Annotated in this window: 16 protein-coding genes; 6 read left to right on the top strand and 10 right to left on the bottom strand. The window is 71.9% G+C overall.

Annotated features, from left to right (window positions below; translation table 11 throughout):
* The first annotated feature begins 162 nt into the window (after nucleotides 1-162).
* The gene (locus ACFY5B_RS15165; protein ID WP_389969025.1) at nucleotides 163-2,961 is read left to right on the top strand and encodes a penicillin acylase family protein; all 2,799 of its coding nucleotides are present in this window, start codon (nucleotides 163-165) and stop codon (nucleotides 2,959-2,961) included.
* Nucleotides 2,962-2,981: 20 nt separating this feature from the next.
* Here ACFY5B_RS15165 and ACFY5B_RS15160 read toward each other — a convergent pair whose 3' ends face one another.
* Complete coding sequence (locus ACFY5B_RS15160; protein WP_389969023.1) at nucleotides 2,982-4,298, bottom strand: serine-threonine protein kinase; 1,317 nt, start codon at nucleotides 4,296-4,298, stop codon at nucleotides 2,982-2,984.
* A gap of 134 nt (nucleotides 4,299-4,432) precedes the next feature.
* Nucleotides 4,433-5,668 (bottom strand): exo-beta-N-acetylmuramidase NamZ domain-containing protein, encoded by a 1,236-nt coding sequence (locus ACFY5B_RS15155; RefSeq protein WP_389969021.1) that lies wholly within the window; start codon nucleotides 5,666-5,668, stop codon nucleotides 4,433-4,435.
* 196 nt (nucleotides 5,669-5,864) lie between these two features.
* On the opposite strand from ACFY5B_RS15155, the gene ACFY5B_RS15150 reads away from it, so the two are divergent.
* The 3 genes from ACFY5B_RS15150 to ACFY5B_RS15140 are packed head-to-tail and all read left to right on the top strand — an operon-like array spanning nucleotide 5,865 to nucleotide 8,921.
* Nucleotides 5,865-6,638, top strand: a complete 774-nt coding sequence (locus ACFY5B_RS15150; protein ID WP_389969019.1) for an SDR family oxidoreductase — start codon at nucleotides 5,865-5,867, stop codon at nucleotides 6,636-6,638.
* On the top strand, nucleotides 6,635-8,299 hold the full coding sequence (locus tag ACFY5B_RS15145) for a class I adenylate-forming enzyme family protein (RefSeq protein ID WP_389969017.1): 1,665 nt from the start codon (nucleotides 6,635-6,637) through the stop codon (nucleotides 8,297-8,299). The genes ACFY5B_RS15150 and ACFY5B_RS15145 overlap by 4 nt, the downstream gene beginning before the upstream one ends.
* A gap of 28 nt (nucleotides 8,300-8,327) precedes the next feature.
* Complete coding sequence (locus ACFY5B_RS15140; RefSeq protein WP_389969015.1) at nucleotides 8,328-8,921, top strand: TetR/AcrR family transcriptional regulator; 594 nt, start codon at nucleotides 8,328-8,330, stop codon at nucleotides 8,919-8,921.
* A 21-nt stretch (nucleotides 8,922-8,942) separates the two neighbouring features.
* On the opposite strand, the gene ACFY5B_RS15135 is transcribed toward ACFY5B_RS15140, so the two are convergent.
* The 4 genes from ACFY5B_RS15135 to ACFY5B_RS15120 all read right to left on the bottom strand — a co-directional run bounded on the left by ACFY5B_RS15135 (nucleotide 8,943) and on the right by ACFY5B_RS15120 (nucleotide 14,196).
* Entirely contained in the window at nucleotides 8,943-10,046 is a 1,104-nt protein-coding gene (locus ACFY5B_RS15135; RefSeq protein ID WP_389969013.1) for a B12-binding domain-containing protein, read from the bottom strand.
* Entirely contained in the window at nucleotides 10,043-11,659 is a 1,617-nt protein-coding gene (locus tag ACFY5B_RS15130) for a PP2C family protein-serine/threonine phosphatase (RefSeq protein WP_389969011.1), read from the bottom strand. Before ACFY5B_RS15130 ends, ACFY5B_RS15135 begins: the two co-directional genes overlap by 4 nt.
* Nucleotides 11,660-11,941: 282 nt before the next feature.
* Nucleotides 11,942-13,156 (bottom strand): acyl-CoA dehydrogenase, encoded by a 1,215-nt coding sequence (locus ACFY5B_RS15125; RefSeq protein ID WP_389969009.1) that lies wholly within the window; start codon nucleotides 13,154-13,156, stop codon nucleotides 11,942-11,944.
* Nucleotides 13,157-13,161: 5 nt separating this feature from the next.
* Entirely contained in the window at nucleotides 13,162-14,196 is a 1,035-nt protein-coding gene (locus ACFY5B_RS15120) for a phosphotransferase family protein (RefSeq protein ID WP_389969007.1), read from the bottom strand.
* A gap of 199 nt (nucleotides 14,197-14,395) precedes the next feature.
* On the opposite strand from ACFY5B_RS15120, the gene ACFY5B_RS15115 reads away from it, so the two are divergent.
* The gene (locus ACFY5B_RS15115) at nucleotides 14,396-15,340 is read left to right on the top strand and encodes an NADP-dependent oxidoreductase (RefSeq protein WP_389969005.1); all 945 of its coding nucleotides are present in this window, start codon (nucleotides 14,396-14,398) and stop codon (nucleotides 15,338-15,340) included.
* Between the two features lie 21 nt (nucleotides 15,341-15,361).
* Here ACFY5B_RS15115 and ACFY5B_RS15110 read toward each other — a convergent pair whose 3' ends face one another.
* The 4 genes from ACFY5B_RS15110 to ACFY5B_RS15095 all read right to left on the bottom strand — a co-directional run bounded on the left by ACFY5B_RS15110 (nucleotide 15,362) and on the right by ACFY5B_RS15095 (nucleotide 17,616).
* On the bottom strand, nucleotides 15,362-15,697 hold the full coding sequence (locus ACFY5B_RS15110; RefSeq protein WP_389969003.1) for a DUF202 domain-containing protein: 336 nt from the start codon (nucleotides 15,695-15,697) through the stop codon (nucleotides 15,362-15,364).
* A complete protein-coding gene (locus ACFY5B_RS15105; protein WP_389969001.1) occupies nucleotides 15,694-16,086 on the bottom strand; it encodes a YidH family protein in 393 nt (130 codons plus the stop codon). Before ACFY5B_RS15105 ends, ACFY5B_RS15110 begins: the two co-directional genes overlap by 4 nt.
* Nucleotides 16,087-16,123: 37 nt before the next feature.
* Nucleotides 16,124-16,639 (bottom strand): NUDIX hydrolase, encoded by a 516-nt coding sequence (locus ACFY5B_RS15100; protein ID WP_389968999.1) that lies wholly within the window; start codon nucleotides 16,637-16,639, stop codon nucleotides 16,124-16,126.
* 71 nt (nucleotides 16,640-16,710) lie between these two features.
* Nucleotides 16,711-17,616 (bottom strand): DMT family transporter, encoded by a 906-nt coding sequence (locus ACFY5B_RS15095; RefSeq protein WP_389968997.1) that lies wholly within the window; start codon nucleotides 17,614-17,616, stop codon nucleotides 16,711-16,713.
* 365 nt (nucleotides 17,617-17,981) lie between these two features.
* Between ACFY5B_RS15095 and ACFY5B_RS15090 the strand changes: the two genes are divergently transcribed.
* The gene (locus ACFY5B_RS15090; RefSeq protein ID WP_389968995.1) at nucleotides 17,982-18,932 is read left to right on the top strand and encodes a hypothetical protein; all 951 of its coding nucleotides are present in this window, start codon (nucleotides 17,982-17,984) and stop codon (nucleotides 18,930-18,932) included.
* The last annotated feature ends 30 nt before the right edge of the window (nucleotides 18,933-18,962 follow it).

Raw genomic sequence — 18,962 nt, 5'->3', positions numbered from 1 at the left:
CGATTTCAAATGGCCTCCATAAGCGGCCCGAAGAGGCTCGCCGGTCGACTGCCGTGATCCGTGTGTCTGTTGTGCCGACTTCAAAAAGTGACGCTTGTTCATCTTCAAGCCGGGGGATACCGGCGGTAACATCCGGCCCACCCCCGTCGGGAGGAGCCCCCCATGCCACGGCGTGCCCCACGCACCGTTCTCGACAGAATGAGAACTCCCAGCGGAATCCCCGGGTTCCTGAAGACAGCATCGGTATGCACCCTGATCGCAGGTCTCTTGTCGCCGCTTGCCCCGGCTGCCGCATCGGAAACAGCGGCCGCACAGCCCACCGCCGCGGCGAACGACCACTGTGGGAACCAGTGTTCGGACATCCTCCCGCCCGGCCAGAACGGCAACGCCACCCTCGCCCAGATCCTCCTCAACCAGGCCTTCGGCACCCAGCCCGAGCACGCCGAGGACCAGCTCGGCCCCTACGCCAACCTCGCCAAGGGCTATCCCGCCCTCACCAACGACAAGATCAACACCTTCTTCAACGACGCCTCTTTCGGGGTCTCCGCCGACCAGGTCGCCTCCAGCGTCAAACCGGCCGGACGCAATGACGTGACGATCGTCCGGGACAAGAAGACCGGTGTGCCGCACATCACCGGTACCACCCGGTACGGCACGGAGTTCGGCGCCGGATATGCGGCGGCCCAGGACCGGCTGTGGCTGATGGACGTTTTCCGGCACGTCGGTCGCGGTCAGCTGACCTCCTTCGCGGGCGGTGCGCCCTCCAACCAGGGCCTCGAGCAGCAGTTCTGGCGGCACGCCCCGTACAGCGAGGCCGATCTGCAGGCGCAGATCGACAACGCCGTCGCCACCAACGGCGAGCGCGGACAGCAGGCCCTCGCCGACGTCAAGGCCTACCTCGACGGCATCAACGCCTATATCGACGCCTCCGACAAGGGGCGCACCTTCCCCGGTGAATACGTACTCACCGGGCACAAGGACTCAGTCACCAACGCCGGGACGATCGAGCGCTTCAAGATCACCGACCTGGTCGCGCTCGCCTCCGTCATCGGCGCGCTGTTCGGCTCGGGCGGAGGCGGCGAGGTGAACAACGCCCTCTCGGTCATGGCCGCCCAGGAGAAGTACGGCGTCGCCGAGGGCACCAAGGTCTGGGAGTCCTTCCGGATGCGCAACGACCCGGAGGCCGTCCTCACCCAGCATGACGGCAGCTTCCCCTACGGCACCAAGCCGGCCGACCCGCAGGGCACGGCCCTGCCCGACGCAGGTTCGGTGGAGCCCGAGCCGCTCGTGTACGACCGCACCGGCAGCGCCGCGACGGCCGGTGCGACCGGCGCGTCCGGTCAAGCCGCGAAAACCGCCACGTCGTCCGCCAAGCGCGGCATGTCCAACGCCCTCGTGGTCAGCGGCAAGCACACGGCCAGCGGCCACCCCGTCGCCGTGTTCGGCCCGCAGACCGGCTACTTCGCCCCCCAGCTGCTCCTGCTCCAGGAGATCCAGGGCCCGGGCATCAGCGCCCGCGGCGCCTCCTTCGCCGGCCTGAGCATGTACGTCGAACTCGGCCGCGGCCAGGACTACGCCTGGAGCGCCACGACCTCCGGCCAGGACATCATCGACTCCTACGCCGTCGAGCTGTGCCAGGACGACTACCACTACCTGTACCGCGGCACCTGCACCCCGATGGAGAAGATCGAGCAGAAGAACGCCTGGAAGCCCACGACCGCCGACGGCACCGCCGCCGGTTCGTACACCATGCGCGTCTGGCGCACGAAGTACGGACCCGTCGAGTACCGCGCGACGGTCGGCGGCAAGAAGGTCGCCTACACCACTCTGCGCTCGTCCTTCCTGCACGAGGCCGACTCCATCATCGGCTTCCAGATGCTGAACGACCCGGACTACGTCAAGGGCCCGGACTCCTTCCAGAAGGCCGTCCAGCACATCAACTACACCTTCAACTGGTTCTACGCCGACTCCGAGCACACCGCGTACTACAACAGCGGCGACAACCCGGTGCGCGCGGCCGGCGTCGACTCCGAGTTCCCGGCGTGGGCCCGGCCGGCCTACGAGTGGCGTGGCTGGGACCCGGCGACCAACACGGCCGACTACACCCCGCCCTCCGCCCACCCGAACTCCATCGACCAGGACTACTACGTCTCCTGGAACAACAAGCAGGCCAAGGACTACACGACCGCGCCCTGGGGCAACGGCTCGGTGCACCGCGGCAACCTCCTGGAGGACCGGGTGAAGAAGCTGGTCCAGCAGGGCGGGGTGACCCGCGCCGCCCTGGTGAAGGCCATGGCCGACGCCGGGCTGGCGGACCTCCGGGCCGAGGACGTCCTGCCCGAGCTCCTGAAGGTCGTCACCGGCTCACCCGTCACCGACCCGGCCGCCGCGGCCGCCGTGAGCAGACTCCAGGCCTGGGTCGCCGCGGGCGGCAAGCGCACCGAGACCGCGGCCGGCTCCAAGAAGTACGCCGACGCCGACGCGATCCGCATCCTGGACGCCTGGTGGCCGCTCCTGGTCAAGGCCGAGTTCGAACCGGGCCTCGGCAGTGAGCTGTACGAAACCGTCACGGCCAACCTCCCCGTCGACGAGTCCCCGTCGGCAGCGCACGGCCCGACCGGCTCGCACGCGGGGAGTTCCTTCCAGTACGGCTGGTGGAGCTACGTCGACAAGGACCTCCGCGCGGTGCTCGGTGAGCAGGTGAAGGGGCCGCTCGCGAGGAAGTACTGCGGCGACGGCAGCCTCGGCGCCTGCCGCGACACCCTCGTCAGCACCCTGAAGGAGGCGGCAGCGAAGACCGCGGCCCAGGTCTACCCCGGCGACGAGGTGTGCGCGGCCGGCGACCAGTGGTGCGCCGACTCGATCAACCACCGCACCCTCGGCGGCATCAAGCACGGCAAGATCAGCTGGCAGAACCGGCCGACCTACCAGCAGGTCGTGGAGTTCACCTCACACCGATGAGGCAGCGTCCTGGCGGCGGGTCAGCGAACGCGGCCCGCCGCCAGGACCAGCCGGGCCAGCTCCGCGTGCAGGATGTCGCTGTGCGCACCGGCCGGCGGCCCGCCCCGTCTGACCACGGCCGCCGCGTCGACGTTCACACACCCCGAGGGGGGCAGTCGCTCCTCCAGGGCTTCGGCGAGGGTGTACGCGCGCGTGCCCGGCACCGCCTGCACCCCGTCGTAACCCATCGCGCCCCACTTGGCGCCCAGGGCACGCCCCAGGGCCGACCCGGCGGCCGAACGGCTGTCGCCCGCCATCCTCGAGGCCAGCGGATAGATCGTGCCCAGGGCCGCGTCATGCCGGGAGTGACAGCACACCAAGGGCCCGTCGACACGGTTCTGCTGCCCTTGGAGCACCCCTCCGGCCCGGGCGTCGTGCGGCAGCCGGGCCGCGAACGCGTAGTGCGAGAACGCCCCTTGGAGCAGCGTCACCGACTTGACCGCGCGCACGCCCTCGGGCAGCCCTCGCAGCGCGAACGACACCAGCCGCGCGCCGAAGCTGTGCCCGACCAGGTGCACCCGCACACCGGGGGCCGCCTTCGCGAGCTGCCCGACGACCCGGCCGAGCCCCCGCTCACCGACGGTCCCCGCACGCCGCTTCATCGCGTAGTACGTCGCCTGCCGCAGCAGTTCGTGCGCACCGTCCCAGGGGTTGGGGAACCTGAACCCCCGCGGCGAGGCGGACGCCTCGAACTCCGTCAGCGCCCGTGCGAACTCCTCGCAGGCCGCCGCAGACGATCCGGCGAACATCTCCGGCTCGCTCTGCGGCACGCCCTCCGCCACCGTGTCCGCGGCGAACAGCGCCTGCGGCCCCGGCGCCACCACCTCCACCAGCGTCCGCACCAGCCGCCCGAACTCCTCCAGTTCGGCCTCCTCCGGCGGCTGCTGCTCCAGCAGCCGGGCGATCTGCTCGACCAGGATCGCCCGGCCCGGGAAGGTCTCCAGCAGCGCGTGCCGGGTGTCCTTGTCCAGCACCGGGCGCCCCGGCGGATCTGCCGCCACGGCCCGCGGGAAGTCCGGGATCGGCTCGTCGGCGAACCGCATCGCCGGCCACAGCACCCCGACGTACCCGATCCGCGCCGCCGGGGCGAGCCGCGGCACGGGCGCGAAGAAGCGGTCGTAGAGGCGTCTCGCCCCGGAGCGGTCGTTGTTCCAGCCGTGCGCGAAGACGATCAGATCGCGCACGCCCCGCTCGGTCACCCCGGCGAGGAGCCGGTCGCGCCGACGGCCGTCCGGGTCCCCGTCCGCGTCGAAGACCAGCTCCCAGTAGGGAGTCACACTCATCGCCGGATCCGCCATGACAGGCCCCCTGGTCCCCGGGTGACGCCACGATGTGGGCGCATCGTCCTGCCAACGGCGGAGCTTGGCCATACGTCACGGGCGTTTTCGTCCTCACCGAACCCGTCAGCGCGGTGCGTCGCGCGCGGGCCCGGTCAGCGGTAGAGGAGGTAGGCGCGCCTCGTCCTGCGGAACGCCGCCAGGTCCTCCTGCCACCCGGCCACCACCTCGTCGGTGCGCGCACCCGCGTCGATCATCGTCCGCACGCGCGCGGAACCGGTGAGCTTGTCGATCCAGTTGTCCGGACGCCAGGCGAAACCGCTCCAGACCTGCTTGGCGGTCACCAGCAGGCCGATCCCCGTGCGCACGGGATCGAACGCGGCCCGGTCGTGCACATGGACCTGCACACCGCCGATGGTCTTCCCCTGGAACTTCGAGAAGGTGGGCGCGAAGTACGCCTCCCTGAACCGCACGCCGGGCAGGGCGAGTTCGTCGGCCGCTGCCGCCCAGCGCCGGTCGACGCCCTCCGCGCCCAGCAGCTCGAACGGCCGGGTCGTGCCACGCCCCTCCGACAGGTTCGTGCCCTCGAACAGGCACGTGCCCGAGTACACCAGCGCCGTCTCCGGCGTCGGCATGTTCGGGCTGGGCGGCACCCAGGGCAGCCCGGAGGCGTCGTAGAACTCCGAGCGTCTCCAGCCCGACATCGTCACGGTCCGCAGCGGCACGGGCTCGGTCAGGAACTCACCGTTGAACAGCCGCGCCAGTTCGGCGACGGTCATCCCGTGAGCCTGGGCGATGGGCTGCCGCCCGACGAACGTGGCGAACTCCTTGTGCAGGACCGGGCCGAGCGCAGCCCGGCCGGTCACCGGGTTCGGCCGGTCCAGCACCACGAACCGCTTACCGGCGATCCGGGCGGCCTCCATGCAGTCGTAGAGCGTCCAGATGTACGTGTAGAAGCGGGCGCCGACGTCCTGGATGTCGAAGACGACCGTGTCGACGCCGGACGCGGTGAAGATGTCGGCGAGGGGCCGGCCGCTCTTGAGGTAGGTGTCGTAGACGGGCAGGCCGGTCGCCGGGTCGTCGTAGCGACCCTCGGAACCGCCGGCCTGGGCGGTGCCGCGGAAGCCGTGCTCCGGGCCGAAGACGGCGGTGAGGTCGACCCGGTCGTCGGCGTGCATCACGTCGACGATGTGGCGGGCGTCGCGGGTGATGCCGGTGGGGTTGGTGACGATGCCGACCTTCTGGCCGTCGAGCAGGGTGTAGCCGTCCTGGGCGAGGCGTTCGAAGCCGGTGCGCAGGTGCCCGCGGGGCTGGGCGGCGGATGCGGTGGATGTGGCTGATACGGCTGCCGCCGTGGCGGTGGTGAGTACGGCTCGTCTGGAAGGGCGCATGCGGTGACCTCCTTGAGCGGGGACGGTCGGCATGGGCACGGTATGCGCTTCCGCGACCCGGGGGGAGCCTGCGGGCCGTCCGTGGTTGATCGCGCGGTTCCCCGCGCCCCTTTCAGGGGTGTTGCCGGCACCCCTTCCCTGGTACATACCGACCGGTTAGTCTGACGGCATTGCGAAGCCGCGACTGAGGAGACCGATGGTGGGAGCCTTTCAAGAGGCCGGAGTCGTTGTCACGGGGGCCGGCGGCGGAATCGGGGCCGCGCTCGCGCGGCGGTTCGCCGCCGAAGGGGCCCGGGTCGTCGTCAACGACCTCGACGCCGGGCGGGCCAAGCAGATCGCGGACGACATCGGCGGCATCGCCGTGCCCGGTGACGCCTCGGCAATCGTCGGCGACGCCCGCGACGCACTCGGCGGGACCGTCGACGTCTACTGCGCCAACGCCGGTGTCGCCTTCGAGGGCGGGGCCGCCGACGGTCCGCTGGACGAGACGGCCTGGGCCGCCTCCTGGGACGTGAACGTGATGGCGCACGTCCGCGCCGCCCACGCGCTGCTGCCCGCCTGGCTGGAGCGCGGCAGCGGACGGTTCGTCTCCACCGTGTCCGCCGCCGGGCTGCTCACCATGATCGGGGCCGCCCCCTACGCCGTCACCAAGCACGGCGCGCTCGCCTTCGCCGAGTGGCTGTCGCTGACGTACCGGCACCGGGGGGTCAAGGTCCACGCCATCTGCCCCCAGGGCGTGCGCACCGACATGCTCGCCGCCACGGGCAGCGCGGGCGACCTCGTGCTCCGGCCGACCGCCGTCGAGCCGGAAACCGTGGCGGACGCCCTGCTGAAGGGCATCGAGGAGGACAGGTTCCTGATCCTGCCGCACCCCGAGGTCGCCGCCTACCATCAGGCCCGAGCCGGCGACCCCGACCGGTGGCTGTCCGGCATGAACCGCATCCAGCAGCAGTGGGAGGAGGCCCGGTGACCGACTCCCGTTACGCCGCCAAGCCCTGGCTGGCCCTGCTCAGCGACGCACAGAAGGGCGCGATCAGCCCGGCCGACTCCCTCGTGCACGCCCTGCGCGCCGCCGTGGCCGAGACCCCCGGCAGCGACTTCCTGGCCTACTTCGACGGCCGGCTCACCTACCGCGAGGTCGACGAGCTCAGCGACTCCGTCGCCGGGCACCTCGCCGCCCGCGGTCTGCGGCGCGGAGACCGGGTCGCGGTGCTGCTGCAGAACTCCCCGCTCTTCGTGCTCGCCCTGCTGGGCGCGTGGAAGGCGGGCGCGGTCGTCGTGCCCGTCAACCCCATGTACAAGGCGGGTGAGGTGGCGCACGTCCTGCGGGACGGCGAGGTCGCCGCGCTGATCTGCTCGGACCGGGCCTGGGAGTCGTATCTGCGCGAGACGGCGTCGGACTCGCCCGTGCGGATCGTGCTCACCGGATGCGAGCTGGACTTCCAGAGCCGCGACGACGCGCGCGTGCTCACCTTCGAGCGCCTGCCGCAGGCCCCGGACGCCGACGACCTGGTGACCGTGGCGCGGGCCGGCCACAAGGCGCCCGAGAACCGTGATCCCGGCCCCTCGGACATCGCGCTGATCAGCTACACCTCGGGCACGAGCGGCACACCCAAGGGCGCCACCAACACGCACGGCAACATCATGTACAACGCCGAGCGGCAGCGCACCGGCCTCGGACTGCCGGAGCGGCCCGTGTACTTCGCGCTGGCGCCGCTGTTCCACATCACCGGCATGGTGTGTCAGTTCGGCGCCTGTCTGACCAGCGGGGGCACGCTCGTGCTGGCCTACCGCTTCGAGTCGGGCGTGGTGCTGGACGCGTTCGCCGAGCACCGTCCGCACTACACGGTGGGGCCGTCCACGGCCTTCATGGCGCTGGCCGCCCACCCCTCCGTCACCCGCGACCACTTCTCCTCCTTCCGGGTGATCTCCTCCGGCGGTGCCCCGCTGCCACCCGCTCTGGTGGAGAAGTTCCGGGCCGGATTCGGGCCGTACGTTCGCAACGGCTACGGGCTGACCGAGTGCACCGCGCCCTGCGCCTCGGTGCCTCCGGGTCTGGAGGCACCGGTCGACCCGGTGTCCGGGACCCTCGCCGTGGGACTGCCCGGCCCCGACACGGTCGTGCGGATCGTCGACGACGCAGGTGGGGAGGTGCCCTTCGGCGAGCAGGGCGAGATCGTCGTCAGCGGCCCGCAGGTCGTGCCCGGCTACTGGCGCCGCCCCGACGCCACCGCCGAGACCTTCCCCGGCGGCGAACTGCGCACGGGCGACATCGGCTTCATGGACGAGCGGGGCTGGCTGTACGTCGTCGACCGCAAGAAGGACATGATCAACGCGTCCGGCTTCAAGGTGTGGCCGCGCGAGGTCGAGGACGTCCTCTACACGCACCCGGCGGTACGAGAGGCCGCCGTCGTCGGGGTGCCCGACGGGTATCGCGGGGAGACCGTCAAGGCCTACATCAGCCTGCGTCCGGACGCCGACACGGACCCGGATGCACTCGCCGCCTACTGCAAGGAGAGACTGGCCGCCTACAAATATCCGCGCCAGGTGGAGATCCTGCCGGACTTGCCGAAGACGGCCAGTGGGAAGATCCTCCGGCGGGAACTGCGTTCCCGTACGCAAGGCAACTGACAGCAGAACGGAAAGGCAGGTGGCGGCAGTGCCCAGGACCACGGACTCGGACGGCACGCCCGTGCCTCAGCGGCTCCTGGCCGCCGCCACCCGGCTCTTCGCCGAGCAGGGCTACGACCGCACCTCGGTGCAGGAGATCGTCGAGGCGGCCGGTGTCACCAAGGGAGCGCTGTACCACTACTTCGGCTCCAAGGACGACCTGCTGCACGAGGTGTACGCGCGCGTGCTGCGCATCCAGCAGGAACGGCTGGACGCCGTGGCCGATGCCGACGAGCCGGTCGAGAAGCGGCTGCGGTCCGCGGCCGCGGACGTCGTGGTGACGACCATCGACAACCTCGACGACGCGATGATCTTCTGGCGCTCCATGCACCACCTCAGCCCCGAGAAGGACAAGCAGGTCCGCTCCGAACGCCGCCGCTACCACGAGCGCTTCCGCGCGCTGGTGGAGGAGGGCCAGGAGTCGGGCGTCTTCTCCCGGGCGACCCCGGCGGACCTCGTGGTCGACTACCACTTCGGCTCGGTCCACCACCTGTCGACGTGGTACCGCCCCGACGGCCCCCTCACCCCCCAGCAGGTCGCCGACCACCTGGCCGACCTGCTGCTGCGCGCCCTGCGCCCGTAGCGGCGGATCGGCGTCCCGGGGTCAGGGGCGGGGGGTGAGCGCGCTGCGCCCGGCGTCGAGCAGCCGGCAGGCGCGGGGGAAGTCGTGCAGCTGTTCCTGGAGCAGGTCCAGGCACGGCAGCAGTGAACGCGCCGGGACGTCGCGGGCGGTGAGCACCTCGGCGGTCCAGGCGAGGAAGCCGATGAAGACGTCGTCGGCGTCCACGTACAGGGCGGCCGTCAGGAAGCTGACGACGTGGGCGATGTCCTCGGCGGTGTGCTCACGCTGCTCGTCGCTGTAGTCCCGCATCGCGGGGAAGCGCTCTTCGAGAGACCGGAACGTGTCGCGCACCAGGCGGGTGGAGGACTTCGCGACCAGCGTGTACTCCTGGTCGAGCAGGTGCGGCAGGTCGTCGGTCGCCTGGTGGGCGGGCGTGGGCCGGCTCAGGGGACCGGCCGCGAGCCGGTCGGCGGCCGCACGGGCGTCGGGTGCCCAGGCGTCGGCTCCCAGCAGGCGGGCGTAGCGGCCGTCGGCACCGAAGGCGGGGCCACCGGCCATGACCGGGGTGCCGGCCGCCTGGACGGCGGTGATGGCGCTGTGCGCGAGGGGCAGCCGGGTGGGCAGCGAGCCGGACAGGCACACCGCGTCCGGGCCGGTGCGGTGGATGTGGCCGATCAGGTGGGCGGTGGGAACCTGCGCCCCGAGGTAGTCCACGTGCCAGCCGCGCAACCGCAGCGTCTCGGACACCAGGCGCGCGGGCAGGGCGTGCCACTCCTGGTCCACGCAGGCCACCGTGATCCGGCCCCGGCTGTTCGCCGGACGCCGGGTCGGCAGGACGGCGATGACACGGTCGTTGATGGCGGTGGCGGCATGCTCGTCGGCCACGCTCATACGGTTGGCCGCCCATTCGGCGCCCACCCTGTGCTGGACCGCGGCGATGACGTCCAGCAGCACCGACTCGGGCTCCAGCCCGTCGGCCAGGGCGTCGGTGACGACGTCGACGGCCGCGTACTCGTCCGCCACCCGGACGGCGGCCCACAGCTTGTCCGCCCACGGAGCGGCTCCGCCGCCGTGCGCTGCGGAGCCACGGCCGCCCGCGCCCCGACGGCCCGGCCCCTCGTCGAGGCCGGGGAGGTGTCCGGTCATGCCGTGTACCTGCCCCGGGTCGCCCCGTCCACCGCACTGAGGTGGGCACCGCGCGGTGCGGTGATGGCCAGGACGGCGATGTCGTCGTGGCGCCCGTCGCCGATCCACTGCGAGGTGACCATCTGCACGCGCTCCACGACCGCCTCCGCGGGCATGCCGGCGCACTCGGCCGCCGCGCGCCTGAGGCGCTGGTCACCGAACATGGTGTCGCCCAGCGGACCGCCCCTGGCCTCGGTGACGCCGTCGGTGAACAGCAGGCAGGTCTCTCCCGGCGCGAGGCGGATCCGCGCGGTGCGGGAGGTGATGGTCGGCAGGACGCCGATCAGAGTGCCGCCCGTGTCGGCCTCCTCGACGGTCCCGTCCCGCCGGATGATCAGCGGCGCCGGATGCCCGGCCGACGTGAGCCGCAGCACGACCTCGCGCTCGTCCCTGCGGACGGAGGCCATCACCAGGGTGGCGAAACGGGTGTGGTGGCTGGTCCGCATGGCGTTGTTCACCAGCCGCAGCATCCGGGCGTGGTCGTCGGCCATGGGCAGCAGAGCGTGCAGGGTGTTGCGGATCTTGCCGGTGAGCACCGCGGCTTCCAGCCCCTTGCCGGCCACGTCCCCCAGCACCACGAGGGTCTCGGGGGAGTCCTCGGTGGGCGGGTGGACGTCGTAGAAGTCGCCGCCGATGCGTTCCGTGTCCTTGCTGGCCCGGTAGCCGCCCGCGAACTCCACGCCCTCCGTCTGCCGCAGGGTGGGCGGCAGGAGTTCCCGCATGAGGGTGTCGGAGATCGAGTTCTGTTCCGCGTAGAGGCGGGCGGCCGACATCGCCGCGCCGGCCCGGGCGGCGAACAACCCGGCCAGCGACTCCTCCGCCTCGGTGAACGCGGCCTGCTGCGCCCGGCGCAGCAGGACCAGCGCCCCGGCCGGCACGCCGAGTCCCGGCAGCGGTGTGATCACCAGCGAGCCGATCTCGCCGAACCCCGGCGGGATCAGCCAGTGCGGGGCCGTCGAGGGGTCGATCCACCGGGAGGGAACCGGGGGGAAGCCCCGCAGCGCCTCGGCGAGGCCCGGCACGGTGTCCGGCGCCTCGGACACCGTGCTGCGGGCGAGCTCGCCCCGGTGGTCACAGGAGACCACCGGCAGTGTCCTGGCGGCGGTGGGCGCGACGACCAGCGCGGCATCGGCCAGATGCTCGGTCGCCAGGCGCGCCGTCACCTCCATGCACCGCTCGAGGTTCAGGGAGGCCAGCAGGGCCGTCGAGGCCTCGGTGAGGAACCGGGCGCGTCCGCGCTCGGCTGCCAGCTCTCCCACAACGGAGCGGTAGGCGGTCTCCTCCATCAGCCACCAGACCGTCCGGCCGCCCGCCAGGACGGACGGATGCGCCGAGAAGGACCGCTCGCCCACCTCCCCGCTGACGGGGGCCGGCCGGGTGCGGTCGGCGGTGACGAGCCAGGCCGGGGAGGACAGGGGCTGCCCGACGCGGGCGGCGGGCAGCAGAGCACGGGCCGCGTCGTTGAGTTCCGCCACGTGCCCGTCGGCGTCCAGGACCACCACCGGGCAGGGAGCGGAGACGACGCTCACCGTGCTCACCGCACCCGTGCGGGGCCCGGCCGGGGAAGAAGTCATGTACGGGGCCCCTACGCGTGACCCACACCTCACTCTGCGAAGACGGACGAGGACTGTCTCGGTGCACAGTCCCGCAGCCCTGGTGTGCGGTGCAACCACCGGACTCGCCCAGGATGCGGCGCAGAGCGAGTTCAGGGCGGGAAACCTCGCGAAACGTCCGCCCTACCCAAACGGCCGTTCACGAGACCGTGCGAAGTTTCACACCCCGCCCGCAACCGGCGTCGTCCTCCGCCCGTGAGGAGCGGCAGTGCGGCGGGGGCGAGCCCCCGCCGCACCCCGACGTCACATGTACCGCTTCAACTCCCGCCGCGCCAGCGACCGCTGATGCACCTCGTCCGGCCCGTCCGCGATCATCAGCGTCCGCGCCCCCGCGTACAGCTCCGCCAGCGGGAAGTCCTGGCTCACCCCGCCCGCGCCGTGCAACTGGATCGCCCGGTCGAGGATGTCCACCACGGCGCGGGGCGTGGCGATCTTGATCGACTGGATCTCGGTGTGCGCACCGCGATTGCCCACGGTGTCCATCAGCCACGCGGTCTTCAGCACCAGCAGCCGCAGCTGCTCCACCGTCACCCGCGCGTCCGCGATCCAGTTGTGCACCACGCCCTGCTGCGCCAGCGCCGTGCCGAACGCGGTCCGGGACACCGCCCGGCGGCACATCAGCTCGATCGCCCGCTCGGCCATGCCGATCAGCCGCATGCAGTGGTGGATGCGCCCGGGCCCGAGCCGCGCCTGCGCGATGGCGAAGCCGCCGCCCTCCTCGCCGACCAGGTTCGACACCGGCACGCGCGCGTGGTCGAAGATCACCTCGGCGTGACCGCCGTGGTAGTGGTCCTCGTACCCGAACACCTGCATGGCCCGCTTGACCGTGACGCCCGGGGTGTCACGCGGCACCAGCACCATCGACTGCTGACGGCGGATGTCCTCCCCGTCCGGGTCGGTCTTGCCCATCACGATGAAGATCTTGCAGTCGGGGTGCATCGCCCCGGAGATGTACCACTTGCGTCCGGTGATGACGTACTCGTCGCCGTCGCGCTCGATGTGCGTGGTGATGTTGGTGGCGTCCGAGGAGGCCACGTCCGGCTCGGTCATCGCGAACGCCGAGCGGATCTCGCCGGCCAGCAGCGGCTCCAGCCACTGCTTCTGCTGCTGCTCGTCGCCGAACTGGGTGAGCACCTCCATGTTCCCGGTGTCGGGCGCCGCGCAGTTCGTCACCGTCGGCGCCAGCTGCGGGGAACGGCCCATGATCTCGGCGAGCGGCGCGTACTGGAGGTTCGTCAGCCCCGCCCCGTACTCGGAGTCCGGCAGGAAGAGGTTCCACAGGCCCTGCCTGCGGGCCTCGGCCTTGAGCTCCTCCACCACGGGCACGGTCTCCCACGGCGAGGCCAGCCGCTCGCGCTGCTCGTGCGCGACGGCCTCGGCCGGGTAGACGTACTCGTCCATGAAGGCGAGGAGCTTGGCGCGCAGCTCTTCGGTGCGCGCGTCGAAAGCGAAGTCCATGTGGATCAGCCCTCCTGGAGGCCTTCGTGGAGCGTGGTCAGTCCGTGCCGGACGAAGACGGGCACGAGGTCGCCGATGCGGTCGAAGCCGCGCCCGACCGTCTGGCCCAGCGTGTAGCGGTAGTGGATGCCCTCGAGGATCACGGCGAGCTTGAACCAGGCGAACGCCGTGTACCAGGAGACCGCGGAGACGTCGCGCCCCGAGCGGGCGGCGTACCGCTCGATGAGCTCGGACGGCGCCGGATGCCCGGGCGCTTCGGCGGTCGTGGAGACGGGGGAGTCGGGCATGCCGAGCGGCATGCTGTACATCACCAGCAGGCCGAGGTCGGTGAGCGGATCGCCGAGCGTCGACATCTCCCAGTCGAGGATCGCCCGGATCGAGTCGTCCTCCCCGATCAGGACATTGTCGAGCCGGTAGTCGCCGTGCACCACGGCAGGGGCGGGGGAGTGGGGCAGCTCGCGCCCGAGGGCGGCGTGCAGCTCGTCGATGCCGTCCAGGTCGCGGTTGCGCGAGGCGTCCAGCTGCTTGCCCCAGCGCCGCAGCTGCCGGTCCAGGAAGCCCTCGGGCCGGCCGAAGTCCGCCAGACCCACCTCGCCCGGGTCGACCGCGTGCAGCTCCACCAGCGTGTCGACGAGGTTCAGCACCGCGCCCCGGGTCCGCTCCGCGCCGATCGGGGCGAGCTGGTCGGCGGTGCGGTAGGGCGTGCCGTCGACGAACTCCATGACGTAGAAGGGCGACCCGAGCACCTCCTCGTCCTCGCACAGCAGCACCGGCCGCGGAACCGGCACGGCGGTCGGGTGCAGCGCGCTGATCACCCGGTGCTCGCGCTTCATGTCGTGTGCGGTGGCCAGGACATGGCCGAGCGGGGGCCGTCTCACGACCCACCGGGACGCGCCGTCGGAGACCGCGTAGGTGAGGTTCGACCGTCCGCCCTCGATGAGCCGGCCGGACAGCGGGCCGTTCACCAGACCGGGCCGCTCGCGGTCGAGCAGGTCGCGCAACCGTTCGAGATCCAGTCCGGGCGGATGGTCGGGGCTCATGCGTCGCTCCTACGGGCAGGTGAACAGTTCCCGACTCATGATGCCGACCGGTCGGTATGTCGTCCAGAGCGGGACCGAAACGTGATCGGAGCCACGATAGGCCGACGGCTCCCCCCGTGCGGCGGCCGGGGAGGTTTCGACCGGTTCGTTCAGGTCATCCCGCTTGCGCGCCGCTCGACGAGCCCGGAAGGTCAAAGCCATGAAGGCCATCAGCTACTCACGGTACGGCGGTCCCGAGGTGCTGGCGTTCGGGGAGGTGCGCGACCCGAAGGTCGGCCCGGACGCGGTGCTGGTCAAGGTGCGGGCGGCGGCCGTGAACCCCGTCGACTGGAAGGCCCGCGAGGGATACCTCGACGGGATCCTCGCCCCCGTCTTCCCGGTGGTGCCCGGCTGGGACGTCTCGGGCGTCGTCGTGCGGCCGGGCGTGGCCGTCTCGGAGTTCGACGTCGGGGACGAGGTCATCGGATACGTGCGCGAGGACTTCCTCTCCCGCGGCACCTTCGCCGAGTACGTGGCCGCGCCCCTGCGCACTCTCGCTCGTAAGCCGCGCAACCTCTCCTACGAGGAGGCGGCCGGGCTGCCGCTGGTCGGGCTCACCGCCTACCAGATGCTGGTCAAGGTGCTCCAGGTGAAGCGGGGCGAGACCGTGCTCGTGCATGCCGCGGCCGGCGGCGTCGGCTCGATCGCCGTCCAGCTCGGCGTCCACCTCGGGGCCCGGGTGATCGGCACGGCGAGCGAGTCCAACCACGACTTCGTGCGGGGCCTGGGCGGGGAGCCGGTGGTGTACGGCGAGGGCTTGGGCGAGCGGGTGCGCGGACTGGCCCCGGAGGGCGTGGACGCGGTGTTCGACACGGTCGGCGGGGACGCGCTGAAGGTGTCGGCGAACCTGCTGGCGCCCGAGGGTCGCCTGGCGTCGATCGCCGACAACGACGTCGTGGCCTACGGCGGCCGCTACTACTTCGTCCGCCCCGACCCCCAGGACCTCCAGCGCCTGGCCGACCTGGCGGAGCAGGGTGTGGTCAGCGTGCACGTCGACGAGACGTTCCCCCTGGAGCGGGCCGCCGACGCGCACCGACTGAACCAGGAGGGCCGCACCCGCGGCAAGATCGTCGTGACGGTGGACTGGGAGAGCGAGGAGGAATGAGGTCCTGAACCCCGGAGGGGTTCACAGGACGAGGGCCGCGCCGCACAGCGCCATCGCCACCGTGCACAGCACCGCGGCCGCCGCGTGCCGGGGTGCGAACGCAGGGGGGCTCGCGGCGACCGAGAGAGCGCGGATACGCCGGTGCGCGACGTTCAGGAAGCCCAGCCAGAGCACACAGCACAGGGCGCAGGCGACGACGCCGGCCGCGGAGGCGCCGCCGTGCAGCACGGTCTTCACCGCGAGCACGGCGACGACCGTGCCCGACAGCGTCGTGCGCCGCCACGCGAGCCGGGTCCGTTCGGGCTGCAGTCCGGGATCGCGGTCGGGGTCCCGCTGCCGGGCGGCCGGCACGCTCACCCTTCCCACCCCACCAGCACCACCACGACCATGGCGACGGCCACGACCGCGACGACCAGGCTCAGCAGCGCCGGGAACCGGGACACCGGCAGATCCTCACCGCGGCGCATGGCCCGCTCGCAGCGCACCCAGTGGTTGACCGCCCGCAGGGAGCACAGCACGCCGGCGGCCAGCAGCGCGAGCGCGAGCCCGACCCGCCATCCCCAGCGCAGGTCCGGCAGGAACTGGTCCACGGCGAAACCGCCGCCGATCAGTGCGAGCGCGGTGCGCAGCCAGGCGAGGAAGGTGCGTTCGTTCGCCAGCGAGAACCGGTAGTCGGGCGTCTCGCCGTCCTCCCTGACCTCCGCGGGCGCGAACCACAACCGGGCGTTCCGTACGAACTCGATCACGTGCGCGACCTTACCCGGGAGCCCCGCCCGGCCCTCTTCAGCCGGACGCCCGGAACGCCTTGAGCCGCTCGTACGCCGCGAGCCCGTCCGGCACCCACTCCCAGTCGGCCAGGCGCCGCTCGACCTCGGCCTCGGGCAGGAAGTCGTGCCAGGCCACCTCCTCGACCTGAGGGTGTACCGGAAGCGCGCACCGAACCTCGTAGACCGCCGACCACCAGGTCCGGCCGGAGCCGTTGTCGTACAGGAACGTGAAGAGGTGCCGCGGCTGCGGCAGGCCGGTCACGCCGAGTTCCTCCCCGGCCTCCCGCAGGGCCGCCGCGTCGTAGGACTCGCCGGCGCCGACGACTCCGCCGACGAACATGTCGTGCAGGGAGGGGAAGACCAGCTTGGTCGCGGTGCGCCGGTGCACGAAGATCCGGTCCTCGGCGTCCCGGGCCTGGACGAAGACGCAACGATGGCGCAGCCCCCGGGCGTAGACCTCGCCGCGCGGGCGCTGCCCGACGACCCGGTCGTTCTCGTCGACGATGTCGAGGATCTCGTCAGCAGCGCTCATGCGCTCATCCAAGCAGGGGAGGGAAGGCCGACGGGGCGGGAGGGGGTCTCACGGGCGAGGGCCGGGAAGGGTCAGGGTGAGGCCGGGCTCACGGCGGGTGTGTTCACACGGGCCCGTTCCGGTGCCCCGTGCGGCATCGCCGGATGCATGCCCAGCAGCACGATCCCGGCGACGACGGCCAGCAGGCCACCGGCCTCCCAGCTCAGGGCCACCGCGTCGGTGCGCAGCCGGTCGCCCAGGAAGCCGACGCCGCAGACGATCCCGGCGAGCGGCTGGGCCGCGGTCAGGGCGGGCAGTGACTTGCGCAGGGACGCGGTCTCGAACGCGCTCTGCACGAGGATCAGTCCCGTGACCCCGAGCGCGAGCACCGCGTACGGCTCCCAGCCGGTGAGCAACTCGGCGAAGCCGCCGTCGGAGACCTTCTGCCCGCTGACCCTGGTCAGCGCGTCCTGCACGCCGTAGAGCAGTCCGGCGGCCAGAGCCAGCAGCACCGGGCCCGAGCTCAGCCGGGACCGCTTGCCGCGCGTCGTGAGCAGCAGAGCCAGCCCGATCATGATCCCGATGATCAGCCACTGCCGCACCGGATCGGCCGTCGCCGCGCCGCCCTCCGGTCGGCCCGCCACGATGAACGCGGTCACGCCGCCGGCCAGCAGGAAGAGGCCCGCCCAGCCCTGGCGGCCCAGCGGCTGCCGGCTCTGCTTGCGGGAGAGTGCCAGCGCGAAGAGGAGGTTCGTCGCCAGCAGCGGTTCCACCAGTGACAGCTCACCCTGCCCCAGCGCGGCGGCGCCCAGGCCCATGCCGACCACCATCAGCGCGATGCCGCCGAGCCAGCGGGGCACCTTCACGAGGTCGAGCAGCAGCCGGAAGGAGAGGAAATCACTCAGCGGGGCCCGCTGGGCCGCGTTCTGCTGGAGGACGAAGCCGAAGCCGAGACAGCAGGCGGCACCCAGGGCGAGCGCCAGGACTAGAACCGACACGCGGTGTTACCTCGATCGTCAGGTCGGGTCACGGTTGCGTAGGGGCCGACTGTACCGGCCGGCTCCACCCGGCGCGCCCGTACGTCTTGCCATCGTCGGGGGCGGCGACAGCCCACGCTATGACGTACGCCACATAGTACGTAACGGAAAAATCGGATGCGGATCGCACCTGCCTCTCCGGTCTCCCGGATCACAAAACGCTCACGAGTAACGGCAGTTGACGCGTGTAACGCCTTGGCGACCCTTGACGGAAACCATTGGCTGGGGGTTGGCTGTGCGTGATCAGCCCATGGCGATGCGCACATACGCGCTCCTTCTGCCGCCGTGAGCCGAAACACCAGAAGAGCGCGTGAGGAAGTTCCGCGGTGTCCCCACCCCCGCCTCCCCTCGGCCGTGGCCGCAGACGTGCGGCGCAGGCCTTCGACGAGGCCCTCGACGACGCCGATCTCGCGGTCGCGCGCGCCGCACTCGCGCAGGGCCGCTGGCAGAACGCCCGTTCCCTGCTGGTGCGCACCGGGGACGACTGGGACCGGCGCGGCCACCGCGTCACCGTCCTCGCCCGGGAGTCCTCCTGCGCCGCGTGGGCGAAGGAGTGGCTGCTCGCCGAACCCGAGTCCGCCGACGCCTCCGTCCTGCTCGCGCTCGCCCAGGTGCGGCGCGCCCTGCTCGGCAAGGTCAAGCCCGACCACGCCCGTGAGGCGTGCCGGACCGCCGCGGCCCGGGTCCCCGCCGACCCCACCCCCTGGCTGGGCCTGCTGATGCTGGAGTGCGCGGTCGGGAGCGACGAGGACGCCGTCCGCGGCTTCGAGGCGGTCCGCGGCCGGTACAGCGATCACCACCACGCCCACCATCTGATGGTCGCCCGGCTCGCCGCCCGCCGCATCGAGGCCGGTCCGGATCCGCTGCACGAGGTCTACGACTTCGCCAACTGGGCCGCCGAACAGGCGCCCGCCGACTCCCCGCTCGCGATCCTGCCGGTGATCGCGCACGCCGAGCGCTACCGCGTGCTGGCCACCGCCGGACACCAACCCGCCGACCCGGCCGCCTCCGGCCACTGGACGGGGCGCCGTGCCCGGCAGGTCATGAAGGCCGCCTTCGACTGGTGGCTGGAGTGGGAGCTGGAGGGGCACCCGCGGCGGCTGATCGACCTGAACTTCCTCGCCCACGCCAAGTTCTGCGAGGGGCGGGGGGCCGAGGCCGCCGCCCTCTTCCACCGGATCGGTCGGCATGCCACACCGGCTCCCTGGTCGTACCCGGACCGCGACCCGCACACCGCTTTCGCCGCCGCCCGTGCCGCCGCGCTCGGCACGGCCTGACACCTCCGACCCGAAGAGTGAGGACGCTCG

The sequence above is a fragment of the Streptomyces sp. NPDC013187 genome (assembly GCF_042899705.1).
Taxonomy (GTDB): Bacteria; Actinomycetota; Actinomycetes; order Streptomycetales; family Streptomycetaceae; genus Streptomyces; species Streptomyces hawaiiensis_A.
The sequence above is the reverse complement of the archived record's forward strand: the minus strand, read 5'-3'. Positions and strand labels throughout refer to the sequence as shown.

What these genes read in the sequence shown, in the direction of transcription:
- ACFY5B_RS15165 (WP_389969025.1), top strand. Translation starts at nt 163, where the DNA reads ATGCCACGGCGTGCCCCACGCACCGTTCTCGACAGAATGAGAACTCCC.
- ACFY5B_RS15160 (WP_389969023.1), bottom strand. Translation starts at nt 4,298, where the DNA reads ATGGCGGATCCGGCGATGAGTGTGACTCCCTACTGGGAGCTGGTCTTC.
- ACFY5B_RS15155 (WP_389969021.1), bottom strand. Translation starts at nt 5,668, where the DNA reads ATGCGCCCTTCCAGACGAGCCGTACTCACCACCGCCACGGCGGCAGCC.
- ACFY5B_RS15150 (WP_389969019.1), top strand. Translation starts at nt 5,865, where the DNA reads ATGGTGGGAGCCTTTCAAGAGGCCGGAGTCGTTGTCACGGGGGCCGGC.
- ACFY5B_RS15135 (WP_389969013.1), bottom strand. Translation starts at nt 10,046, where the DNA reads ATGACCGGACACCTCCCCGGCCTCGACGAGGGGCCGGGCCGTCGGGGC.
- ACFY5B_RS15130 (WP_389969011.1), bottom strand. Translation starts at nt 11,659, where the DNA reads ATGACTTCTTCCCCGGCCGGGCCCCGCACGGGTGCGGTGAGCACGGTG.
- ACFY5B_RS15125 (WP_389969009.1), bottom strand. Translation starts at nt 13,156, where the DNA reads ATGGACTTCGCTTTCGACGCGCGCACCGAAGAGCTGCGCGCCAAGCTC.
- ACFY5B_RS15120 (WP_389969007.1), bottom strand. Translation starts at nt 14,196, where the DNA reads ATGAGCCCCGACCATCCGCCCGGACTGGATCTCGAACGGTTGCGCGAC.
- ACFY5B_RS15115 (WP_389969005.1), top strand. Translation starts at nt 14,396, where the DNA reads ATGAAGGCCATCAGCTACTCACGGTACGGCGGTCCCGAGGTGCTGGCG.
- ACFY5B_RS15100 (WP_389968999.1), bottom strand. Translation starts at nt 16,639, where the DNA reads ATGAGCGCTGCTGACGAGATCCTCGACATCGTCGACGAGAACGACCGG.